The 20,050-nt window shown below is 33.6% G+C and carries 20 protein-coding genes; 9 read left to right on the top strand and 11 right to left on the bottom strand.

What is annotated here, in order from left to right:
- Window positions 1-70 precede the first annotated feature (70 nt).
- A complete protein-coding gene (locus tag SD960_RS14125) occupies window positions 71-2,206 on the bottom strand; it encodes a S9 family peptidase (RefSeq protein ID WP_318804096.1) in 2,136 nt (711 codons plus the stop codon).
- Window positions 2,207-2,274: 68 nt separating this feature from the next.
- Here SD960_RS14125 and SD960_RS14120 point away from each other — a divergent pair, with 68 nt between their 5' ends.
- A complete protein-coding gene (locus tag SD960_RS14120; RefSeq protein ID WP_007806829.1) occupies window positions 2,275-2,595 on the top strand; it encodes a YbaB/EbfC family nucleoid-associated protein in 321 nt (106 codons plus the stop codon).
- Between the two features lie 157 nt (window positions 2,596-2,752).
- On the opposite strand, the gene SD960_RS14115 is transcribed toward SD960_RS14120, so the two are convergent.
- Window positions 2,753-3,772, bottom strand: a complete 1,020-nt coding sequence (locus tag SD960_RS14115; RefSeq protein ID WP_042564214.1) for a threonine aldolase family protein — start codon at window positions 3,770-3,772, stop codon at window positions 2,753-2,755.
- A 150-nt stretch (window positions 3,773-3,922) separates the two neighbouring features.
- Between SD960_RS14115 and prfB the strand changes: the two genes are divergently transcribed.
- The 3 genes from prfB to lpxD all read left to right on the top strand — a co-directional run bounded on the left by prfB (window position 3,923) and on the right by lpxD (window position 7,251).
- Window positions 3,923-5,021 (top strand): peptide chain release factor 2 gene (gene prfB, locus SD960_RS14110; protein ID WP_302095445.1). Its coding sequence is split into 2 segments (ribosomal slippage): window positions 3,923-3,985 and window positions 3,987-5,021, totalling 1,098 coding nucleotides; the frame shifts between segments, so codons are not numbered across the junction.
- Window positions 5,022-5,152: 131 nt separating this feature from the next.
- Window positions 5,153-5,599, top strand: coding sequence for a peptide-methionine (R)-S-oxide reductase MsrB (msrB, locus tag SD960_RS14105; RefSeq protein WP_318804089.1), 447 nt, complete (start codon window positions 5,153-5,155; stop codon window positions 5,597-5,599).
- 653 nt (window positions 5,600-6,252) lie between these two features.
- Complete coding sequence (gene lpxD / locus SD960_RS14100) at window positions 6,253-7,251, top strand: UDP-3-O-(3-hydroxymyristoyl)glucosamine N-acyltransferase (protein ID WP_318804087.1); 999 nt, start codon at window positions 6,253-6,255, stop codon at window positions 7,249-7,251.
- A gap of 539 nt (window positions 7,252-7,790) precedes the next feature.
- Here lpxD and SD960_RS14095 read toward each other — a convergent pair.
- The 3 genes from SD960_RS14095 to SD960_RS14085 form a co-directional block, all read right to left on the bottom strand.
- Window positions 7,791-8,111: a DUF3817 domain-containing protein gene (locus tag SD960_RS14095; RefSeq protein WP_318804085.1), complete on the bottom strand. Its 321-nt coding sequence runs from the start codon at window positions 8,109-8,111 to the stop codon at window positions 7,791-7,793.
- Between the two features lie 2 nt (window positions 8,112-8,113).
- Window positions 8,114-8,572 (bottom strand): hypothetical protein, encoded by a 459-nt coding sequence (locus SD960_RS14090; RefSeq protein WP_318804082.1) that lies wholly within the window; start codon window positions 8,570-8,572, stop codon window positions 8,114-8,116.
- Between the two features lie 68 nt (window positions 8,573-8,640).
- Window positions 8,641-9,231, bottom strand: coding sequence for a TetR/AcrR family transcriptional regulator (locus tag SD960_RS14085; protein ID WP_318804079.1), 591 nt, complete (start codon window positions 9,229-9,231; stop codon window positions 8,641-8,643).
- 175 nt (window positions 9,232-9,406) lie between these two features.
- Between SD960_RS14085 and SD960_RS14080 the strand changes: the two genes are divergently transcribed.
- The 5 genes from SD960_RS14080 (at window position 9,407) to hemN (ending at window position 14,118) form a co-directional block, all read left to right on the top strand.
- A complete protein-coding gene (locus tag SD960_RS14080) occupies window positions 9,407-11,035 on the top strand; it encodes an acyl-CoA carboxylase subunit beta (protein ID WP_318804077.1) in 1,629 nt (542 codons plus the stop codon).
- A gap of 121 nt (window positions 11,036-11,156) precedes the next feature.
- Window positions 11,157-11,579, top strand: coding sequence for a DoxX family protein (locus tag SD960_RS14075; protein WP_318804074.1), 423 nt, complete (start codon window positions 11,157-11,159; stop codon window positions 11,577-11,579).
- A gap of 113 nt (window positions 11,580-11,692) precedes the next feature.
- Window positions 11,693-12,040 carry a hypothetical protein gene (locus tag SD960_RS14070; RefSeq protein ID WP_318804073.1) on the top strand — a complete coding sequence of 116 codons (348 nt, stop codon included), beginning with the start codon at window positions 11,693-11,695 and terminating at the stop codon, window positions 12,038-12,040.
- Between the two features lie 116 nt (window positions 12,041-12,156).
- On the top strand, window positions 12,157-12,627 hold the full coding sequence (locus SD960_RS14065) for a hypothetical protein (protein ID WP_318804072.1): 471 nt from the start codon (window positions 12,157-12,159) through the stop codon (window positions 12,625-12,627).
- Window positions 12,628-12,753: 126 nt separating this feature from the next.
- Entirely contained in the window at window positions 12,754-14,118 is a 1,365-nt protein-coding gene (gene hemN / locus SD960_RS14060; RefSeq protein WP_318804069.1) for an oxygen-independent coproporphyrinogen III oxidase, read from the top strand.
- A gap of 3 nt (window positions 14,119-14,121) precedes the next feature.
- Here hemN and SD960_RS14055 read toward each other — a convergent pair whose 3' ends face one another.
- From SD960_RS14055 to ccoN, 6 genes are read right to left on the bottom strand one after another with little or no spacing between them, the layout of a single operon-like run.
- Window positions 14,122-14,823 (bottom strand): sulfite exporter TauE/SafE family protein, encoded by a 702-nt coding sequence (locus SD960_RS14055; protein ID WP_318804067.1) that lies wholly within the window; start codon window positions 14,821-14,823, stop codon window positions 14,122-14,124.
- 11 nt (window positions 14,824-14,834) lie between these two features.
- Complete coding sequence (locus SD960_RS14050; protein ID WP_318804066.1) at window positions 14,835-15,284, bottom strand: FixH family protein; 450 nt, start codon at window positions 15,282-15,284, stop codon at window positions 14,835-14,837.
- Between the two features lie 11 nt (window positions 15,285-15,295).
- The gene (gene ccoG, locus SD960_RS14045; protein ID WP_318804064.1) at window positions 15,296-16,714 is read right to left on the bottom strand and encodes a cytochrome c oxidase accessory protein CcoG; all 1,419 of its coding nucleotides are present in this window, start codon (window positions 16,712-16,714) and stop codon (window positions 15,296-15,298) included.
- A 10-nt stretch (window positions 16,715-16,724) separates the two neighbouring features.
- A complete protein-coding gene (locus SD960_RS14040; protein WP_318804062.1) occupies window positions 16,725-17,663 on the bottom strand; it encodes a cbb3-type cytochrome c oxidase N-terminal domain-containing protein in 939 nt (312 codons plus the stop codon).
- Window position 17,664: 1 nt separating this feature from the next.
- Window positions 17,665-17,859 (bottom strand): CcoQ/FixQ family Cbb3-type cytochrome c oxidase assembly chaperone, encoded by a 195-nt coding sequence (locus SD960_RS14035; protein ID WP_318804061.1) that lies wholly within the window; start codon window positions 17,857-17,859, stop codon window positions 17,665-17,667.
- 7 nt (window positions 17,860-17,866) lie between these two features.
- Window positions 17,867-20,050 (bottom strand): cytochrome-c oxidase, cbb3-type subunit I, encoded by a 2,184-nt coding sequence (gene ccoN / locus SD960_RS14030; protein WP_318804060.1) that lies wholly within the window; start codon window positions 20,048-20,050, stop codon window positions 17,867-17,869.

Genomic DNA, 20,050 nt, shown 5'->3' with positions numbered 1-20,050 from the left:
AAAAAAATAGTTAATCGAAGGTAATTTTTAATGACCTTGATAGGTTGCAAATTTAACAAAAAATTTCTAATTAGCTTTTAATTTTCTCTAAATCTAATAAAAAACTAAATTCTTTTGCTAAGTCTTTTAAAGCTTCAAATCGGCCTGAAGCACCGCCATGTCCAGCATCCATGTTGGTATCTAAGAACAAAAGATTATTATCTGTTTTTAAATTTCTCAACTTGGCTACCCATTTTGCTGGTTCCCAGTACTGTACTTGTGAATCGTGCAGCCCTGTAGAAACGTACATATTAGGGTATTGTTGCGATTTTATGTTATCATATGGTGAATACGACAACATATAATCGTAATATTTTTTATTGTTTGGGTTTCCCCACTCGTCATATTCTCCCGTTGTTAACGGAATACTGTCGTCGAGCATTGTTGTAATAACATCTACAAAGGGAACCTGAGCGATTACACCATTATATAATTGTGGAGCTTCATTTATAATAACTCCCATCAAAAGTCCTCCTGCAGATCCTCCTTCTGCATACAAATGATCAGCAGAAGTGTATTTCTCATCTATTACAAATTTAGAGCAATCAATGAAATCTGTAAAGGTATTTTTCTTTTTTAACAGTTTTCCATCTTCATACCATTGTCTTCCTAAATCTTCACCACCTCGAATATGAGCGATGGCATAAACAAATCCGCGGTCTAACAAAGAAAGTCGTGTAGAAGAAAAATAAGTATCCATAGTTATCCCATAAGAACCATAGGCATAAAGCAATAAAGGATTTTTGCCATTTTTCTGTAATCCTTTTCGGTAAATCATCGAAATTGGAACTTTAACTCCATCTCTCGCAGTTGCCCAAACTCGCTCTTCGATGTAATTTTCTTTATCAAATTTTCCACCTAAAACCTGTTGCTCTTTTAAGATTTCTTTGGTTTTAGTCTTCATATTAAAATCAATTACAGACGATGGCGTTGCAAGCGATTGATAACTGTAACGTAAAACATCTGTATCAAAATCAATATTGGTGGTTGCATAAGCATTATAGGTTTCGCTTCCAAAAGGCAAATAATAATCCGGTTCGCCATTCCACGGCATAATTCGAATATGATTTAAACCGTTTGAGCGCTCTTCTACCACTAAATAGTTTTTAAAAATTTCGATATCTTCCAATAAAACATCTTCCCGATGCGGAATAAGATCTTTCCAGAATTTCTTTTCTGTTTTGTTTTCAGGCGTTTTCATCAACTTAAAGTTGGTTGCCTTGTCTTTATTCGTTAAAATATAAAAAGAGTCTTCATAATGAGAAATACTATATTCTAAACCACGAACACGGGTTTGAAATACTTCAAATTCACCATCAGGATTATCTGAATTTAAAATTCTGTATTCTGTTGTTAAAGTACTTCCGGAACCAATAACGATATATTTTCTTGATTTTTCTTTACTTATTGAAACATTAAAGGTATCATCGGTTTCATTAAAAACCAAAACATCTTTTTCTGAACCCGTATTTAATTTATGTCTGAAAACTTTATCAGATCGTAACGTAACTTCATCTTGTCTGACATAAAAAATGGTCTTATTATCATTTGCCCAAACAGATCCTCCTGTTGCATTTTCGATTTTATCTGCCAGGATTTCTCCGGTTTCTAAGTTTTTTATCTGAATAGTATAAATTCTTCTCCCTACAATATCAACTCCAAAAGTGGCAAATTTGTTATCCGGGCTAATACTTAATCCCCCTAATTTAAAATAAGCATGACCTTTTGCCAATTCATTGCAATTGAACATAATTTCTTCATCTGCCGAAAGGCTTCCTTTTTTTCTTGAAAAAATGGGATAATCCTGACCGGTTTCAAAACGAGTAATGTAGTAATAACCATTATAGAAATAAGGTACAGAGGAATCATCTTCTTTAATTCTGCCTTTCATTTCTTCGTATAAAGATTCCTGAAGACCTTTTGTATGCGAAGTCATACTTTCATAGTATGCATTTTCCTGATTTAAGTAATCAATAACTTCTGGATTTTCTCTGTCATTCAGCCAAAAATAATTGTCAATTCTGGTTTCTTTGTGTTTTTTTAGTGATTTTGGAATTACTTTGGCCTGTGGAGCCGATATATCGTTTTGCATTGGTTGAGCATTAATTTTTATATAAGTCGAAGCAAAAATACTATAAACACAATAGAACAGAATTAATTTTTTCATAAAATATTGTATTGATATAATACAGCAATATAGTAATTTTGTCTGAAATAATTTAAAAATCAACAAAAATGGATTTAATGGGAATGATGGGTAAACTTAAAGAAACCCAACAAAAAATTGAAGATACCAAAAAACGTCTGGATACTGTTTTAATTGATGAGCAAAGTGCTGACGGATTATTGAAAGTAACATTAACGGCTAATAGAAAGATAAAATCAATCTCTATTGATGATTCTTTGCTTGAAGATAAAGAACAATTGGAAGATTATTTAATCGTAACCTTAAATAAAGCTATCGAAAAAGCAACAAGCGTAAACGAAAGAGAACTTGATGCTGTAGCAAAAATGGATATGCCAATGATTCCTGGAATGGATAATTTGTTTAAATAAAGGTACTAAGGTTCTAAGTTGCAAAGGTTCAAAGGTTCAAAGGTTCAAAGGTTTTTGATTTTGTAAACTTTAAAAAAAAAGATGCACAAAACTGTGCATCTTTTTTTATCCTTTGTCCCTCTGAACCTTTGCATCTTTGCATCTTTGAACCTCTTTTCTAAAACTTCTGAAGCGTTTCAATCACATAAGTATGCATGACTTCCCTGTAATCTAAATGCGTTACAATACGAAGTTTATTATGCCCCATTGAACTGATGGAAATGTTTTTCTGTTTTAGTTTTTCTATTAAAAGCTGATCGTTATAACCTTCTGCCAATGAAAAAATCAAAATATTAGTTTCGACAGGTTCAATTGCCGCAACCCATGGTTTTGTACTTAACACTGCTGCAATCTCTTTGGCTCTTCTGTGGTCTTCGGCTAATCTTTCGATATTATGTGCCAAAGCATATAATCCGGCTGCCGCCAAATAACCAACCTGACGCATTCCTCCGCCCAATATCTTTCTGATTCTCAACGCTCTGTGAATATCAGCCTTACTTCCCAATAATACAGAACCTATAGGAGCGCCCAATCCTTTTGATAAACAAACCGAAATGGTGTCGAAAATTGCTCCAAATTCTTTCGGATTTTGTCTTTTGGCAACTAATGCATTCCAGATTCTGGCGCCATCTAAGTGAAATTTCAGATTATTAGCGTCGCAAACCTTTTTTATTTCTCTTAAATCTTCTAATTCATAGCAGGCACCGCCTCCTTTATTGGTCGTGTTTTCAACACAAACCAAACTCGTTAACGGACTATGATAAAACTCAGGATCATTTATCGCTGCTGCAACCTGAGCTGCATTGATCATTCCCCTGTTTCCATCTATTAAGCAGCAGGAAACACCGCTGTTAAAAGAAGCTCCGCCACCTTCATAATGATAAACGTGTGCATATTTATCGGCAATTAATTGTTCACCGGGTTGTGTATGTAATTTAATTGCGGTTTGATTTGCCATAGTTCCAGACGGAAAAAAAAGTCCTGCTTCCATACCAAAAAACTCAGCTACCCTTGTCTCTAATTCGATAACTGTAGGATCTTGCTTGTATACGTCGTCACCAACCTGAGCATTAAACATATACTGCAACATTTCATAGGTAGGTTTGGTAATGGTATCGCTAATTAAATTTATTTCCATATTCTAAAAACTATATCTTATTTTTGTACAACAAAATTACGTATTACTTATAGTTATTCTTGGCAAGTTTTAGTAAATTTTAACTTGTGAATATCCTAGAACCAAATTAACGTAATATTTATAAAAAACATATAAAACTAATATTAATTTATGACAACTACCGAACAAATAAAAGGTATTGTGGAGCGCCTTGGTGCGTTGAGGAGGTATCTTTGACGTCGATGCCAAACTAATCGAAATTGCCAACGAAGAAGAAAAAACCTTCGCACCCAACTTTTGGAACAATGCAAAAGAAGCCGAAGTCATTGTAAAAAACCTTCGAAACAAGAAAAAATGGATCGAAGATTATAACAAAGCCATCGAACTGACGGATGAATTGCAATTGGCGTATGATTTTTATAAAGAAGGAGAACTTTCTGCAGAAGAATTAGACGAGCATTACAAAACAACGCAGGACCATATTGAAAACATCGAGTTCAAAAACATGCTTTCTGATGAAGGTGACAGTTTAAGCGCCGTTGTTCAAATTACTGCCGGAGCCGGCGGAACAGAAAGTTGCGACTGGGCCGGAATGCTAATGCGTATGTACATGATGTGGGGAGAAAGTTATGGCTATAAAATTAAAGAACTGAACTTTCAGGAGGGCGAGGTTGCCGGTATTAAAACGGTTACTTTAGAATTTGAAGGTGACTATTCTTTTGGTTACTTAAAAGGAGAAAATGGCGTACACAGATTGGTACGAATTTCACCTTTTGACAGTAATGCCAAACGTCACACATCGTTTGTATCTGTTTATGTTTATCCTCTTGTTGATGATAGTATCGAAATTGACATTAATCCTGCCGATATCGAAATTACAACGTCTCGCTCTAGTGGTGCGGGAGGACAAAACGTAAATAAGGTTGAAACCAAAGTACAATTAGTACACAAACCAACCGGAATCCAGATTCAATGTTCTGAAACGCGTTCTCAGCAAGATAACAGACAACGTGCCATGCAAATGTTACGTTCTCAGTTGTATGAAATCGAATTAAAGAAACAACAAGCACAACGTGCTGATATCGAAGCCGGAAAGATGAAAATCGAATGGGGTTCGCAAATACGTAATTATGTAATGCAACCTTATAAATTGGTAAAAGATGTTCGTACCGGTTATGAAACCAGTGATGTTGACGGTGTAATGAACGGAAATATTGACCCATTCTTAAAAGCATTTTTAATGATGATGGGACAAAAAGAAGAGGAATAATTTTTAGTATTCAGTCGCAGTTTTCAGTTTTCAGTTTTCAGCTACTGAGACTGTAAACTGGGACTGTAAACTGGGACTGAGACTGTAAACTGAGACTGTAAACTGAGACTGTAAACTAAAAAAATACGATTATGATAAAATGGGCAGATATAATTCGTTTTTCGAATCAGGGAAATCCAACTCCTGAAAAAAGAGTTGAGAAAACCGAAGAGGAATGGAAACAGCTTTTAACTCCTGAAGAATATCAGGTAACACGTTTAAAAGGAACAGAAAGATCATTTAGCTCTGAGCTTTGCAGTTTATTTGATCCGGGAATTTATGAATGTAAATGTTGTGGCACTGTGCTTTTTGATGCTTCTGAAAAATTTGAATCAGGAACCGGATGGCCTTCTTTTACACAACCAATTCAGGAAAATGCAATTGCATATCACGCCGACAAATCATACGGAATGATTCGTGTTGAAGTGGTTTGCAATACTTGCGATGCCCATTTGGGTCATGTTTTCCCTGATGGCCCTGAACCGAGCGGTTTGCGTTATTGCATAAATGCAATTTCTCTTTCTAAAATAAAAGAGTAAATAAACTTTACTCCATTTTTAAAGCGACTTCTTTTTAAGAAAAGAAGTCGCTTTTTTATTGTTTTAAAAATAGTTTTTCAGAGTTTAAGTACTTAATAAATAGACTTTAAAAGGTAAAATAGAGTATCTTCTTTTTAACGACAAAATACATATAATAAAGAAATACCTTATAAATATTATACCAAATTTGAGAATTATTAAATAATCATTATTTTAACTAAATTTTTTATCGATCCTTTTTTTCTCGGAATTAAAGACTGAAAAGAAAAATGAGCACTTTAAAAATCTAATAGTGATAGATTTTTTAAATCTTCATATCATAAAACGCAAGATAATCAGGCTTATTCTTTCTAAATTAATTGCTTTTTATATTTATAGCTAAATGACAACCAGAGGATTAAAAAGAAACCTAATGCCTTTTTAAAATTTAAAACAGATAATTTAAAGGTGTTTTTTAGGATAATTTTCTCATTAAAACAAAGTTCTTAAATTAAATAACAATCAATAAATTAATAGAATTTATGTTAATTTTATAATATTTAGAGCTTTATTTGTAAAAGAATTTAAAAAACTTCAAAATAAGATTAGGTAATTCGAATCTAATTGATTTTATTTGGCAAAAAATAACCCCCAAAATCTCTTAAATTCATTCGATGAAATCCTATTCAATTCAAGAAATTAATGAAGTAATTAATGGTGTAATTTATGGCACAACTTCACAATGCATTACCGCAACAGAGCAGTTAGAAAAAGCTACAACTTCAGAAATTTCATTTATAGGAAATAAAAAATATGAAAAATACTGGGAAGGTTCAAAAGCCTCAATTGCAGTTGTTAACGAAGACATTTCAATAGAGCCGGGAGATAATCGTGCTTTTATTAAGGTAAAAAATGCTGATTTGGCTATGTCTCAAATCTTAGCTCTTTTTGCCCCGCCTACTCCAATATTTCATAGCAATATTCATAAAACTGCAACAGTAGATGAAACAGCTATTATTGGTGAAGGAGCAAGAATTGGTGCGGGTTGTTATATTGGTCCAAAAGTAGAAATTGGTGCTAATGCTACCATCTATCCTAACGTGACAATTCTTGATGAATGTACTATTGGTAACAATACCATTATCTGGTCTGGAACTGTGGTTCGTGAGCGTTGTCATATTGGCAGCGATTGCATTATCCATCCAAATGCAACAATTGGTGCAGATGGTTTTGGTTTCCGTCCTTGTAGTGAAAAAGGTTTGGTAAAAATTCCACAAATTGGAAACGTAATTATCGGAAACGGAGTTGAAATTGGCGCAAATACATGCGTAGATCGCGGAAAATTCAGTTCAACCGTTCTTGGTGATGGCTGTAAAATTGATAACTTAGTTCAAATTGGACATAATAGTAAATTAGGTAAATTTTGTATTATGGCCGGAAATAGTGGTTTGGCCGGATCAGTAACTTTAGGAAACGGAGTTATCATTGGCGGAAGCGCATCTATAAAAGATCACACAACTATTGGCGATGGCGCTATCGTTGGTGCTGGTTCCGGTGTTACCGGAGATGTTCCTGCCGGAAAAACCATGTTAGGATATCCCGCGGTAGAAGCTCGTGATGCTTTGAAACAATGGGCTATTTTAAAAAGAATGGTTTGTGATTCTAAAAAATAATCGAAAAACAATTATATAAAAAAACAGAAGTCACCTTCTGTTTTTTTTGCTTTATATACAAATAAAAAAGGTTTATTTATAACGCTGATCCACTCTAAAATCTGTGGGGAGAGAAAAAAATTACCACGGAGAACGCAAAGATTATAAATATGCTAAGCTTAGTAAAAACATAAAGTTTCCAAAGCTTTGTGGACTTAGATTTGTGTAAACACAACTTAAATCTTAGTGAACTCTGCGAAAAAACCTTTGTGTTCTCTGCGTTAAAAAATAATCAGGGAGGCTAAAATTTTAATGTTTATACACAATATTTAGCGTTAATTCATAACGCTTCACATTCAAACCCCAAAATTTTCATCAAAAAAATAATCTCTTTCATAATATCATTATCCGACTCAAATCGTAAAATTCGATCACAATCTTCAAGATCAAAATTCCATTTCGAATTCGGAAATAGGGTATTCAATTTTGGTGCAATTTTTTTTACTTTTGAAGAAGAATTGACATTTGTTTTAAATACTAAAACCATAATTTAATTGATTTTATTTTTGAGACATTATTTCAATTTTACTTAGAATTTTAGCATCAATATAAAAAGTCCCAAACGGAATCATACAGGCTAAAAGCACTTTCCATGTCGTGTCTTTAAATTTCCAGTTCTGCTCTACTCCTACACTTATAGTATTAAAGATAAAAAGCAAAAATAAAGCGCCATGGATTGTTCCCATAATTCTGGTCAGAAATGGTTCTGCAAAAACATACTTTAAAGGAACAGCAATAAATAATAATATCAATAAGGATGTTCCTTCTAAAAATCCAATAATGCGTAATCTTCCAATGTTTGTCTGAAGTAAATGTTTCATAATTATCTAAAATAAGGTCGGTTTGAAAATGGAGAAAATGGCCAGGGAATGGCAATAAAAATGATCAATAAGGCAACTGAGAACCACAATAACATCGTTTTAAACTTGTCATTGTCTGCTTTTTTTCTTTTGGCTAAAGCCGAACCAATTGTAATTAAAACAATTCCGGTTAACATCAGGAAAATGTGAAGTATACCAAAAAACACAGTTTCAGAATTTTGAATTCCTTCTGAAAAATTCTTCCAAAAATATTTCACAATCGGACTTTGTACGTAAACTAAAATCCCAAAAATTAATTGGATATGAGCAATTGTTGCTGTCCAATGTCGAACAGCATTATCAGTTTTGGTAAATAATAATTGAGAAGAATAACCTTTATAAGCCCTGAAAATAGAATACAATAAGCTTATTAATACGAGCCATCTAAGAAAAGAATGGCAAATTAAAAAAGTTTGATACATTGTTTTTTGATTTAGACAATGCAAATATATTCAAAAACATACTAATTAGTATGTTTTTGAAATTGAATTTATTTTAAACTATTCAAATAATTCTTAAACTCTTTTAAATAAACAATATAGCAGGAATTATTATCTTGTAATTTTCCAAAATTTCGTATTCCCCAATAACCGGACATTATAAAATAAGCAATCTGTTCGCCATTTACATCCTTTCTTATTAATCCTAATTTTTGAGCATTTGCAACAGCTTTTTCAATAGTAATTTTCCATTGATCAACTAATTCAGTCAGGGCTTTACTAAACTGAGTATTCCATGGCGTCATTTCCTGCGTTAAATTTCCAACCGGGCATCCATATTTTACCTGCAAAAAGGGATCTCCGAGAAGTAAATATGAAATCATGTTATAAAAATCTTCAATCGGATTTGCTGAATCTTCTGCCGGTTTTATAAAACTTTCCAGCATTGTAGGTTTCAAAATTTCCTCAATAATAGCAACACCCATTTCGTCTTTTGTTTTAAAATGGTAATAAAAAGCACCTTTTGTAACCTGAGTTGTCGCAATAATATCATCGATGCTTGTGGTTTGATAACTTTTTGAATAAATCAATTCAAATGCTTTTTGAAGAATTGTAAGTCGGGTGTTTGCAGCTTTAGACATAAAAAATACTGATTAGTATGAAACAGCAAATTAAGCCAAAAAAAGTGAATTTTGTTTATAATTTAAAATAGCAATAAATCTGATTTTATTCTGCTTAAAGAATATAATTTATTATGTGGGTTTCAATTGATTTTGTAAATTAGCCAACACTATTTTGTAAAAACCACAATTTCTTATGGATTTAAACTTCAATAAAAACGAAGATCACAATAAACTATTACTTTCTGAATTAAAGCAAAGATTCACCAAAATAAAGTTGGGCGGAGGAGAAAAACGTATTGAAAAACTACATGCCGAAGGCAAAATGACAGCGCGTGAACGTATCGCTTATTTGCTTGATGAAAATTCAAAAAGTATTGAAATTGGAGGATTTGTTGGAGACGGAATGTATGCTGAACATGGTGGCTGCCCTTCTGGAGGAGTTGTTATTAAAATAGGATATATTCGAGGAAAGCAATGCATTGTAGTGGCAAATGACGCAACTGTAAAAGCGGGAGCCTGGTTTCCTATTACAGGAAAAAAGAATCTTCGTGCGCAGGAAATTGCCATGGAAAACAGATTGCCAATTATCTATTTAGTGGATAGTGCCGGGGTTTATTTACCACTTCAGGATGAAATTTTTCCTGATAAAGAACACTTTGGCCGAATTTTCAGAAATAATGCCCAAATGAGCAGCATGGGAATTACTCAAATTGCTGCCGTAATGGGAAGCTGTGTTGCCGGAGGAGCTTATTTGCCTATTATGAGTGACGAAGCTTTAATTGTAGATAAAACCGGAAGTATTTTTCTGGCTGGAAGTTATCTCGTAAAAGCGGCCATTGGAGAAACTATTGATAATGAAACTTTAGGCGGAGCAACAACGCATTGCGAAATCTCCGGCGTGACAGATTATAAAGCAAAAGACGATAAAGATGCTCTTGATAAAATAAAAAATATAGTACATAAAATTGGGGATTTTGACAAAGCCGGTTACAGCCGAATCAAAGCCGAAAAACCAGCTCTTGAACCAAAAGACATTTACGGAATTCTGCCAAAAGCACGAAACGAGCAATATGATATGATGGAAATTATCAATCGTTTGGTTGATAATTCTGAGTTTGAAGCTTATAAAGATGGCTATGGTCAAACTATTATAACAGGTTATGCCCGAATCGACGGCTGGGCTGTTGGAATTGTTGCTAATCAAAGAAAAGTCGTAAAAACCAAGAAGGGCGAAATGCAGTTTGGCGGTGTAATTTATTCTGATAGTGCCGATAAAGCGACGCGTTTTATTGCCAATTGCAATCAAAAGAAAATTCCATTGGTGTTTTTACAAGATGTTACCGGTTTTATGGTTGGATCAAAATCTGAACATGGCGGAATTATAAAAGATGGTGCAAAAATGGTAAATGCGGTTAGTAATTCAGTTGTGCCAAAATTTACTGTCATTGTCGGGAATTCATACGGAGCAGGAAATTATGCCATGTGTGGAAAAGCGTACGACCCAAGATTAATTTTTGCCTGGCCAAGTGCAGAACTTGCCGTTATGGGCGGAACTCAGGCTGCAAAAGTATTGGCGCAAATTGAAGCTTCTTCGCTTAAAGCGAAAGGAGAAATTGTAGACGAAACCAAAGAAACTGAATTATTCAACAAAATAAAAGCACGCTACGACGAACAAACTTCGCCTTATTATGCTGCTTCAAGGTTATGGACGGATGCTATTATCGATCCTCTAGATACACGCACCTGGATTTCTATGGGAATCGAAGCTGCCAATCATGCTCCTATTCAAAAACCATTTAATTTAGGCGTTATTCAGGTTTAGTTTTTCAGATTTTCATAAAATGTGCAAAAAAATAATGCATAATTTATTTTTAAGCTTTAAAAAATCACTATCTCATTAAAAATTAGTAACTTAGTATGTAATTTTTAATCAGCGTAGTATCATGGAAAATGTGAAAAGTTTAAATAAATGGGCCAATTCGCACACTTATTTACCAGTAGATTTAGTACGTATTGTATTGGGCGTTTTTTTATTTATGAAAGGAGTTTCATTTGTAACCAATGCTCAATATTTACATGATTTAATTTCTCCCATTGATCAATATGGAGGCGGAATGTTTCTTTTGCATTACATCGCGCCAGCTCACATGATTGGCGGGATTATGATTGTTTTTGGGCTGCTTACCCGTTGGGCAATAGCTGCTCAGTTACCCATTTTATTTGGAGCTGTCCTTATTAATTTTATGGGACACATGCATTCTCAAAGCTTAATTTTAGCAATAGTTGTATTATTACTTTGTATTTTCTTTTTAATTTATGGAGGCGGAAAACATTCAGCCGATTATTATTTCAAAATGCAGCAATAAAAACAATTTATCCCTGACTTTTTTTATTTGTTGGGGATAGATATGTCTTCTTTTAACATTAATTAGCATTTTTAAGTTTCGTTTATTGTATTTTATGAACTAATTTCGCCACCATGAATTGGATTCGTAAAACCATTATTTTTGTATCACTTTTGATCATCACTTTATTTGCATTTCAGGCAAGTGAAGGTGCTGTACCAAAAATTGAAAATAAAAAAACGAGTCCTGCCTTTTCAATAGAAAATGCTGATACATCAGAATTTATACAACCACAAGCCAGTTATCATTTTGCGGCAAATATAAAAACAAGTCAGCCAGTTTTAATTAAGTGGTTTGACTCTTTATTGATGGCAATTCCCTGTCATAAGGTTGTAAAATCAACAACAAATTTTTCCAATCAATTCTCAAATCAGAGCAAGAAAATATCTTTATTGCTCTATCCTTTCCATTATTTTTGGTAATTAAATTGATGAAACTTAGCGTGAAGAATATCTTCTTCAAAAATTAATCTACCCGTTTTCAACAACGAAAACAGTTTATTATTTCATTTAATTTAATTCAAAATTTTAAAAACATAATGGATACAAGTGTAACTATAATTGGTATTGTGATTGCGATCATAGTAGCCATTCCGATATATTTTTCTGCACGATCGAGTGCTGCAAACAGATCAAAGATTTTAAATATTAAAAAGAAATTCAATCCGGAAAATCCGGAAAATTTTGATTTAACAGAATCTCAAAGCAATAAAACGCTGACGATCGATCAAAAAAACAGAAAATTTATTTTAATGAATTTCAATCCCAATAAACAAGAATCAACGTTTGTAGATTTGAAAACAGTTTCATCCTGCAAATTGATTCCAACCACTGACGGAAATTCAGATACAATCTTAAAAATTGATTTTGAGTTTCAGGAAAAAGAAACATCAAAAAAAATTACGATTCCATTCTATGATTTTGACGACGACAGAATTAAGCAAATAAGTGCTTATCAGGATCATCAGTTTGCAAAACAATGGCTTAAAATCATTCAGGATTCTATTTAGTGTTAGTTATTTAATTCAGTAAAAAGAGGCTCATTTTGAGTCTCTTTTTTTTACGATAAATATGACATTTATCATTTTATGTTTTAAGACGGTCTGTTAATTTTGATAGTCCAAAAATGTACTCTAATGAAAATTTCGCTGATCCAAAAATACAATGTCCCAGGTCCAAGATATACGAGCTATCCAACTGTTCCGTATTGGAACGAAGCTGGTTTTAGCCAGGAAAAATGGATAAAATCTTTTCAGAAAGCGTTTTCAGAAAGCAATTCAGAAAACGGAATTAGCCTCTACATTCACTTGCCTTTTTGCGAAAGCATGTGTACTTTTTGCGGATGTAACAAACGTATTACAAAAAATCATTCAGTTGAAGAAACTTATATAAAAGCGCTGTTAAAAGAGTGGAGTTTGTATTGCAGATTACTTCCAGAAAAGCCCTTAATAAAAGAGATACATTTAGGCGGAGGAACACCAACATTTTTCTCAACAAATAACTTAGAACATCTTATTAACGGAATTTTTTGTTTTGCCAATAAGGCAGCGAATTACGAATTTAGTTTTGAAGGGCATCCAAATAATACAACTTACGAACAACTTAAAAAATTATATGATTTAGGTTTTCGACGTGTAAGTTTTGGAGTTCAGGATTATGCCGAAAAAGTACAAAAAGCGATTCATCGTATTCAGCCTTTTCATAATGTTGCAAAAGTAACTTTTTGGGCAAAAGAAATTGGATACACTTCTATAGGTCATGATATTATTTTCGGACTGCCATATCAAACAATTGAAGATGTCGTGGATACCGTGGAAAAAACAAATTCGTTAAGACCAGACCGATTAGCATTTTATAGCTATGCACACGTGCCATGGATAAAAGGAAATGGTCAGCGTGGATTCGATGAAGAGAATCTTCCAAAAGATGCCGAAAAAAGAAAACTATACGAAATAGGAAAACAAGTACTTTCTAAAAATGGTTATCACGAAATTGGAATGGATCATTTCGCATTACAATCAGATAGTTTGTACAAAGCCTCTCAAAACAAAAAACTCCATAGAAATTTTATGGGATATAGTGCCTCAAAAACACAATTAATGATTGGTTTAGGTGTATCATCTATTAGCGATAGCTGGTACAGTTTTGCTCAAAACACTAAAAACCTGGAAGATTATTATCAATTATTGGAATGGGATAAACTGCCTATTGTAAAAGGACACATTCTTGAGAATGAAGATTTAATCATTCGAAAACATATTCTAGATCTAACATGCGAATTTGAAACTTCATGGAGCAATGAAAACCTTTATTTTAAAGATCTTGGAAATGTAATTTCAGATTTAAAAGAAATAGAAAAAGACAATTTAATTGTGATTGAAGAAAATAAAATTAAAATTACAGAATCAGGAAGACCTTTTGTACGTAATATTTGCATGGCTTTTGATTTACATCTAAAAAGAAAATCTCCAGAAACAAGCTTGTTTTCTATGACGGTTTAAGGTTTAGTGACAATTAGGAGCTTGCTGCACAAATAAACTCATATTTGATGGAGATAAGTACGGAATTCCAAGTCCTAAACCTCTAAGAATAAATAAAACACCAATAATCACAGCAACATAAGGAATTGCTTTTTGTATTTTATTTCTGAAGGACATTTTTAATAAAGAATGCAAATATACAACCGCCGTCATTAAAGGAATAGTGCCTAATCCGAATAAAAGCATGTACAAAACTCCATAACCGGCACTCTGCATGGCTATTGCTCCAAATAGAGCTACATAGACCATTCCGCATGGCAAAAAGCCATTTAAAAGCCCTATTATAAAAAGGGATTTATAATTTTTGTTCTTGAAATGACTTCCTAAATTAGATTTTATTTTTGAAATGAGTTTATAAACCGGTTTTGAAAAATTGTATTTCGAAAACATTTTTTCCGGAATCAAAACCACAATTATCATCAATACACCAATAAAAACAGACATTTTTTGTTGTAATCCCGCCAGAAAAAAACCTCTTCCCAGTAATCCAAAAATTAACCCAATTGTAGTGTATGCTGTTAAACGGCCAATATGATAAGTAACAATTTGAGTTGTTTTCTTCACTTCATTTTGATGATCTACAGGCAACATCATGGCAATAGGGCCACACATTCCTATACAATGAAAACTACTAATTAGTCCGAATATGAAAGCAGAATACAACATTTTCCGTCTTATTAATTTACATAAACAACCTCTTTTGACAAGTATTTTTTACCATCATATTGCCATTCCATATTAACATCCCAGCGGCCTTTGATCAGCTTATTTTTAGGAATTAACAATGAAGATTTTATTAAAGCAATAGTGGTATTAAAATCGAATTTCTTGTTTGAAGGTCTGTATAATAAGATGTTTCCTTTTATTTTATCACTTTCAAATTTTGCAGGAAAAATTATTTCTACTCCGTCGGTAACATATTTTATAGTTGGTCTCTGCTGTAAATCATGTGCATTTTGAATTCGGGCCATTTCATCCTGAAAATGCGAGTCATGTTTGTAATATTCTTCTACAACCAAATCATTATCATATTTACTATTTGACTGTACTTCAAAAACAAAATATAGAATAAAGGTCATAAATAACCCAAATGCTATTACTATTCCGGTTCCCCAATTTATTTTCATGGTATTATTTTTTAATTAAAACTTCGCGGTCCTAAAAAGTTTGTCGTGGTGGTTTCAAGCAGCTCTTTTCCGTTATAAATGCCTATTTTTACTTTGGTTTTATCACTTTCTAAAATAGCCTGATCAATTTCTATAAAAACAGTTCCTTGTGAAATTCCTTCTTTTATAATTTTAAAATGTTCACTTCCAACATTTTTAATATCTCCTTTTTGATCAATCAATTCAAAATGAATATCATTATAATCCTTCATTGTTTTATTGACGATCTTATAGGTGTAAACATTACTAATTTTGTCGCCTTTATGTTGAAAAAGTTGCCCTGGCAAACGCAAAATAATCGCCTGAACATCGGCACGTAAAAAAAGCATTCCAACAAAAACACTTAATAAAATGAATAAAACTGCAGTGTAGCCTTTCATTCTGGCAGTAAACTTAAAAGGCTCTTTTTTTGCAATTTCATCTTCAGATGCATAACGAATAAGTCCTTTGGGCAAACCAACAGAATCCATTATAGAATCGCATTCGTCAATACAGGCAGTACAATTTGTACATTCTAATTGTGTTCCGTTTCTAATGTCAATTCCCATTGGGCAAACATGCACACACTGATGACAATCGATACAATCTCCTTTTCCGGTAATAACCCTGTCTTCCTTTTTATTAAACTTGGCACGTCCTAATTCCTTTTCACCCCGCACAAAATCGTACGCGACGTTTATCGATTTATTATCTAAAAGCACACCTTGTAATCTTCCGTAAGGACAGGCAATGATACAAACCTGTTCACGAAACCAGACAAAAACAAAATAAAAAACCGCTGTAAAAATAAGTAATGCAATAAAATTACTGGCTTGCTGAATTGGTCCTTGCTCAATCATTAAAAACAAGGTATCGCTACCCACTAAATAAGCAAGAAAAACATTGGCAATACCAAAAGAAATCAGGAAAAAGATAATCCATTTCGTGATTCTTTTTCGAATTTTTTCTGCATTCCACTCTTGTCTTGACAAACGGAGCTGTGCACCGCGATCACCGTCTATCCAATATTCGATTCTGCGGAAAACCATCTCTAAGAAAATAGTCTGCGGACAAATCCATCCACAAAATATTCTTCCAAAAACAACTGTAAACAATATTATAAAAACAATACCAACGAGCATTGAAATTACAAAGAGATAAAAATCCTGCGGCCAAAATGGAAAACCAAAAATATTAAAACGACGATCCAAAACATTGAACATCATAAATTGGTTTCCGTTTACTTTTATAAAAGGATTAGCAACTAATATGGCCAATAGCACATAACTAACCCATTTTCGATAATCATAGAATTTACCAGACGGTTTCTTAGGAAAAATATATTTTCTCTTACCACCTTCATCAATAGTTCCAATGGTATCTCTAAATGCTTCGTCTGGTAAATTTGACATGATTGTTTTATTATTTTTTAACTTCGGTACTATCGGCTGGTTTTCCATTTGCTATATCAGGATGCGGAGCAGTGTCATCTGCCCAAACCTCACCTTCTGATTCTTTTGGATCTTTTGGATTACTTCCTTGTAAAGACAAAATATAACTGGCTACTTTTTGAATTTCTTTAGGTTTTAGGGTTCCTTTCCAGGCAATCATCCCTTTACCATCACGACCTCCATTTGTTATCGTATGAAACAGGTTTTTAATTCCTCCGCCCAAAATCCAACGATCATCTGTTAAGTTTGGTCCGATTTGTCCACCACCATCTGCCCGATGGCAAGCAGCGCAATTTGTTGTGAAAATTTCTTTCCCTGCATCCAAATTTTCTTTATCCGTAAGTAAAACAACGGTTTTCTCATCCATTAAATCAGGTGCTGTTTTAAGATATTCATCTACGTCAATTTTCGCCTGAGCCATTTCTTTTTTAAGCTCCATTTCCTGATCATCACCTCCAAACATTTCATAACGGGCAAAATAAATCACTCCAAAAACAACACAGATGTAGAATAAATACACCCACCATGGCGGTAAGTTATTATCTAACTCTTTAATACCGTCATAATCGTGATCCATTAACAAATCGCCTTCTTTTTCTATAGGCTGCGTTTTGGTAAGTTTGTGCATCAGTTCTTTATACCAGGTACTTTCTTTTAGGCTTAAACTGTTTTCATGGTCTGCCTGAGCCTTTTCTTCCGGTGACATTAATTGATACATCACACGATTTACAGCACTTAACGTAATTTCAATTGCAATTAAAATGAACAGAAATACAAATAAAAAAACTGAAACCATTGGATATTTTATAAAAGCGGCTCTGTCGCCTGAATCTATACAATATTCCATCAATCCGAAAACGATGAAGAAAATCACCGGTACTCTTAAATATACTGGGAAAAATTTTTTCATTTTAAATATCTTTTGAAATTAAACTATTTCCTTCCTCTAAAGGTATTTGACTCATCTCCTTAATTTTTTCTTTTTTATAAGTAAAAACCCAAAGACCTAGGAATACAAAAAAGAAGAAAAATATCAGCAGAGAGAGAATCGGGTAAATTTCGATACCCGATATATTCTCCATATTGTGTTTTATTTGTTCGAACATAATAGTATTATTTAGTCTCTTTTACTTTAATATCTGTTCCAAGTCTTTGTATATAAGCAATTAAAGCCACAATTTCTCTTTCATTCATAGGGACAAATTGTTCTCCTCTTGCAGCGGCTTTTTTCTTGCTTTCCTCATAACTTTTCACAAAATCAGGATCGTTTTCAAGACTTTTCTCTATTGATATTGCTTGAGTTCTTAATGTTTGCTGCGCATTTGAAATTTCAGATTCAGAATACGGAACACCTAAAGAAACCATTGCCTGCATTTTCTTTTGGGTTAAAGAAATATCCATCGGTTTATTGTCAAATAACCATTTATAACCCGGCATGATTGAACCGGCAGAAATACTTTGTGGGTTCCAAAAGTGGTTAAAATGCCAATTATCATTATATTTTCCTCCAACTCTCAACAAATCAGGACCTGTACGTTTTGATCCCCAAAGGAATGGATGATCGTATACAAATTCGCCTGCTTTTGCTTGTGGTCCGTAACGCTCTACTTCACTTCTAAATGGTCGAACTGATTGTGAATGACAACCTACACAACCTTCTCTGATATATAAATCACGCCCTTCAAGTTCTAATGGCGAATAAGGTTTTACACTAGAGATAGTTGGAATATTTGATTTTACCATAATTGTTGGTACAATCTGAATTACACCTCCAATTAAAATAGCAATGGTTGCCAAAATGGTCAATTGAATTGGTTTTCTTTCTAACCATGAATGGAATTTTTCTCCATTTATTCTGCCACTGCTTATTCTTTGCAATGCCGGAGCCTGAGCTAATTCATCTTCTACAGTTTCACCAGCTTTAACTGTCATGATAATATTGTAAACCAATGTAAGCATACCAACTAAATACAAAGTACCTCCAATTGCTCTCATCCAGTACATTGGCATGATTTGCGTAACGGTTTCAAGGAAATTTCCGTAAGTCAAAGTACCGTCAGGATTAAATTGTTTCCACATTGAGGCTTGAAGAAAACCTGCAACATACATTGGCAAAGCGTATAATATAATTCCTAATGTACCAATCCAGAAATGGAAATTTGCCAATTTAGTGGAGAATAATTTGCTTTTTGTCATTCTTGGAACTAACCAATAGATGATACCAAATGACATGAAACCATTCCAGGCTAAAGCTCCAACGTGTACGTGAGCAATAATCCAGTCCGTATAGTGTGCGATAGCATTTACATTTTTTAACGAAAGCATCGGACCTTCAAAAGTTGCCATTCCGTATCCGGTAATTGCTACTACGAAAAACTTTAAAACCGGCTCTTCACGTACTTTGTCCCACGCGCCTCTTAAAGTTAAAAGTCCGTTGATCATTCCTCCCCAAGATGGCGCGATCAACATTACAGAAAACGCTACTCCTAAGTTTTGTGCCCAGTTTGGTAAAGCTGAATATAATAAGTGATGCGGTCCCGCCCAGATATAAATAAAGATCAAAGACCAGAAATGTATAATTGATAAACGATAAGAATAAATTGGTCTGTTGGCTACTTTTGGAACAAAGTAATACATTAAACCTAAAAACGGTGTTGTTAAGAAAAAGGCAACCGCATTATGCCCGTACCACCATTGTACAAGCGCATCCTGAACTCCTGCGTACACTGAATAGCTTTTAAGAGCAGAAACCGGAAGTTCGATATTATTGAAAATATGTAAAACAGCAACTGTTACAAACGTTGCAAGATAAAACCAAATAGCCACATACAAATGACGTTCTCGACGTCTTAACATTGTACCTATCATGTTGATTCCCATTACTACCCAGATTAACGCTATGGCAATATCAATTGGCCATTCTAATTCTGCATACTCTTTTGAAGAAGTATATCCTAAAGGCAAAGTAATAGCTGCGGCAACAATAATAAGCTGCCAGCCCCAGAAATGTAAATTACTTAAAAAATCGCTAAACATTCTGGCTTTTAGCAATCGCTGTAACGAATAATACATACCCGCAAAAAATGCATTTCCAACAAAGGCAAAAATAACCGCATTGGTGTGCAAAGGCCTTAAACGACCATAACTAAGCCAGGAGATCCCATCTGTCATGTTGGGAAAAAGGTACATAACCGCCAGGGTTAGTCCTACTAACATACCCACTACTCCAAAAAGGATAGTGGCGTAAATGAATTTTTTTACAATTTTGTTGTCGTAATAAAACTGTTCCATTTCCAT

The sequence above is a fragment of the Flavobacterium sp. MMLR14_040 genome, from assembly GCF_033657265.1.
GTDB lineage: Bacteria > Bacteroidota > Bacteroidia > Flavobacteriales > Flavobacteriaceae > Flavobacterium.
Note: the sequence above shows the minus strand (reverse complement) of the source record. Positions and strands in the feature narration are given on the sequence as shown.

Coding starts and splice junctions, on each gene's coding strand:
- msrB (WP_318804089.1), top strand. CDS start 5,153: ATGATAAAATGGGCAGATATAATTCGTTTTTCGAATCAGGGAAATCCA.
- ccoG (WP_318804064.1), bottom strand. CDS start 16,714: ATGTCAAATTTACCAGACGAAGCATTTAGAGATACCATTGGAACTATT.
- SD960_RS14085 (WP_318804079.1), bottom strand. CDS start 9,231: ATGTCTAAAGCTGCAAACACCCGACTTACAATTCTTCAAAAAGCATTT.
- lpxD (WP_318804087.1), top strand. CDS start 6,253: ATGAAATCCTATTCAATTCAAGAAATTAATGAAGTAATTAATGGTGTA.
- SD960_RS14050 (WP_318804066.1), bottom strand. CDS start 15,284: ATGAAAATAAATTGGGGAACCGGAATAGTAATAGCATTTGGGTTATTT.
- SD960_RS14035 (WP_318804061.1), bottom strand. CDS start 17,859: ATGTTCGAACAAATAAAACACAATATGGAGAATATATCGGGTATCGAA.
- ccoN (WP_318804060.1), bottom strand. CDS start 20,050: ATGGAAATGGAACAGTTTTATTACGACAACAAAATTGTAAAAAAATTC.
- SD960_RS14065 (WP_318804072.1), top strand. CDS start 12,157: ATGGATACAAGTGTAACTATAATTGGTATTGTGATTGCGATCATAGTA.
- SD960_RS14080 (WP_318804077.1), top strand. CDS start 9,407: ATGGATTTAAACTTCAATAAAAACGAAGATCACAATAAACTATTACTT.
- SD960_RS14090 (WP_318804082.1), bottom strand. CDS start 8,572: ATGTATCAAACTTTTTTAATTTGCCATTCTTTTCTTAGATGGCTCGTA.
- SD960_RS14120 (WP_007806829.1), top strand. CDS start 2,275: ATGGATTTAATGGGAATGATGGGTAAACTTAAAGAAACCCAACAAAAA.
- hemN (WP_318804069.1), top strand. CDS start 12,754: ATGAAAATTTCGCTGATCCAAAAATACAATGTCCCAGGTCCAAGATAT.
- SD960_RS14125 (WP_318804096.1), bottom strand. CDS start 2,206: ATGAAAAAATTAATTCTGTTCTATTGTGTTTATAGTATTTTTGCTTCG.
- SD960_RS14095 (WP_318804085.1), bottom strand. CDS start 8,111: ATGAAACATTTACTTCAGACAAACATTGGAAGATTACGCATTATTGGA.
- SD960_RS14070 (WP_318804073.1), top strand. CDS start 11,693: ATGAATTGGATTCGTAAAACCATTATTTTTGTATCACTTTTGATCATC.
- SD960_RS14040 (WP_318804062.1), bottom strand. CDS start 17,663: ATGAAAAAATTTTTCCCAGTATATTTAAGAGTACCGGTGATTTTCTTC.
- SD960_RS14115 (WP_042564214.1), bottom strand. CDS start 3,772: ATGGAAATAAATTTAATTAGCGATACCATTACCAAACCTACCTATGAA.
- SD960_RS14075 (WP_318804074.1), top strand. CDS start 11,157: ATGGAAAATGTGAAAAGTTTAAATAAATGGGCCAATTCGCACACTTAT.
- SD960_RS14055 (WP_318804067.1), bottom strand. CDS start 14,823: ATGTTGTATTCTGCTTTCATATTCGGACTAATTAGTAGTTTTCATTGT.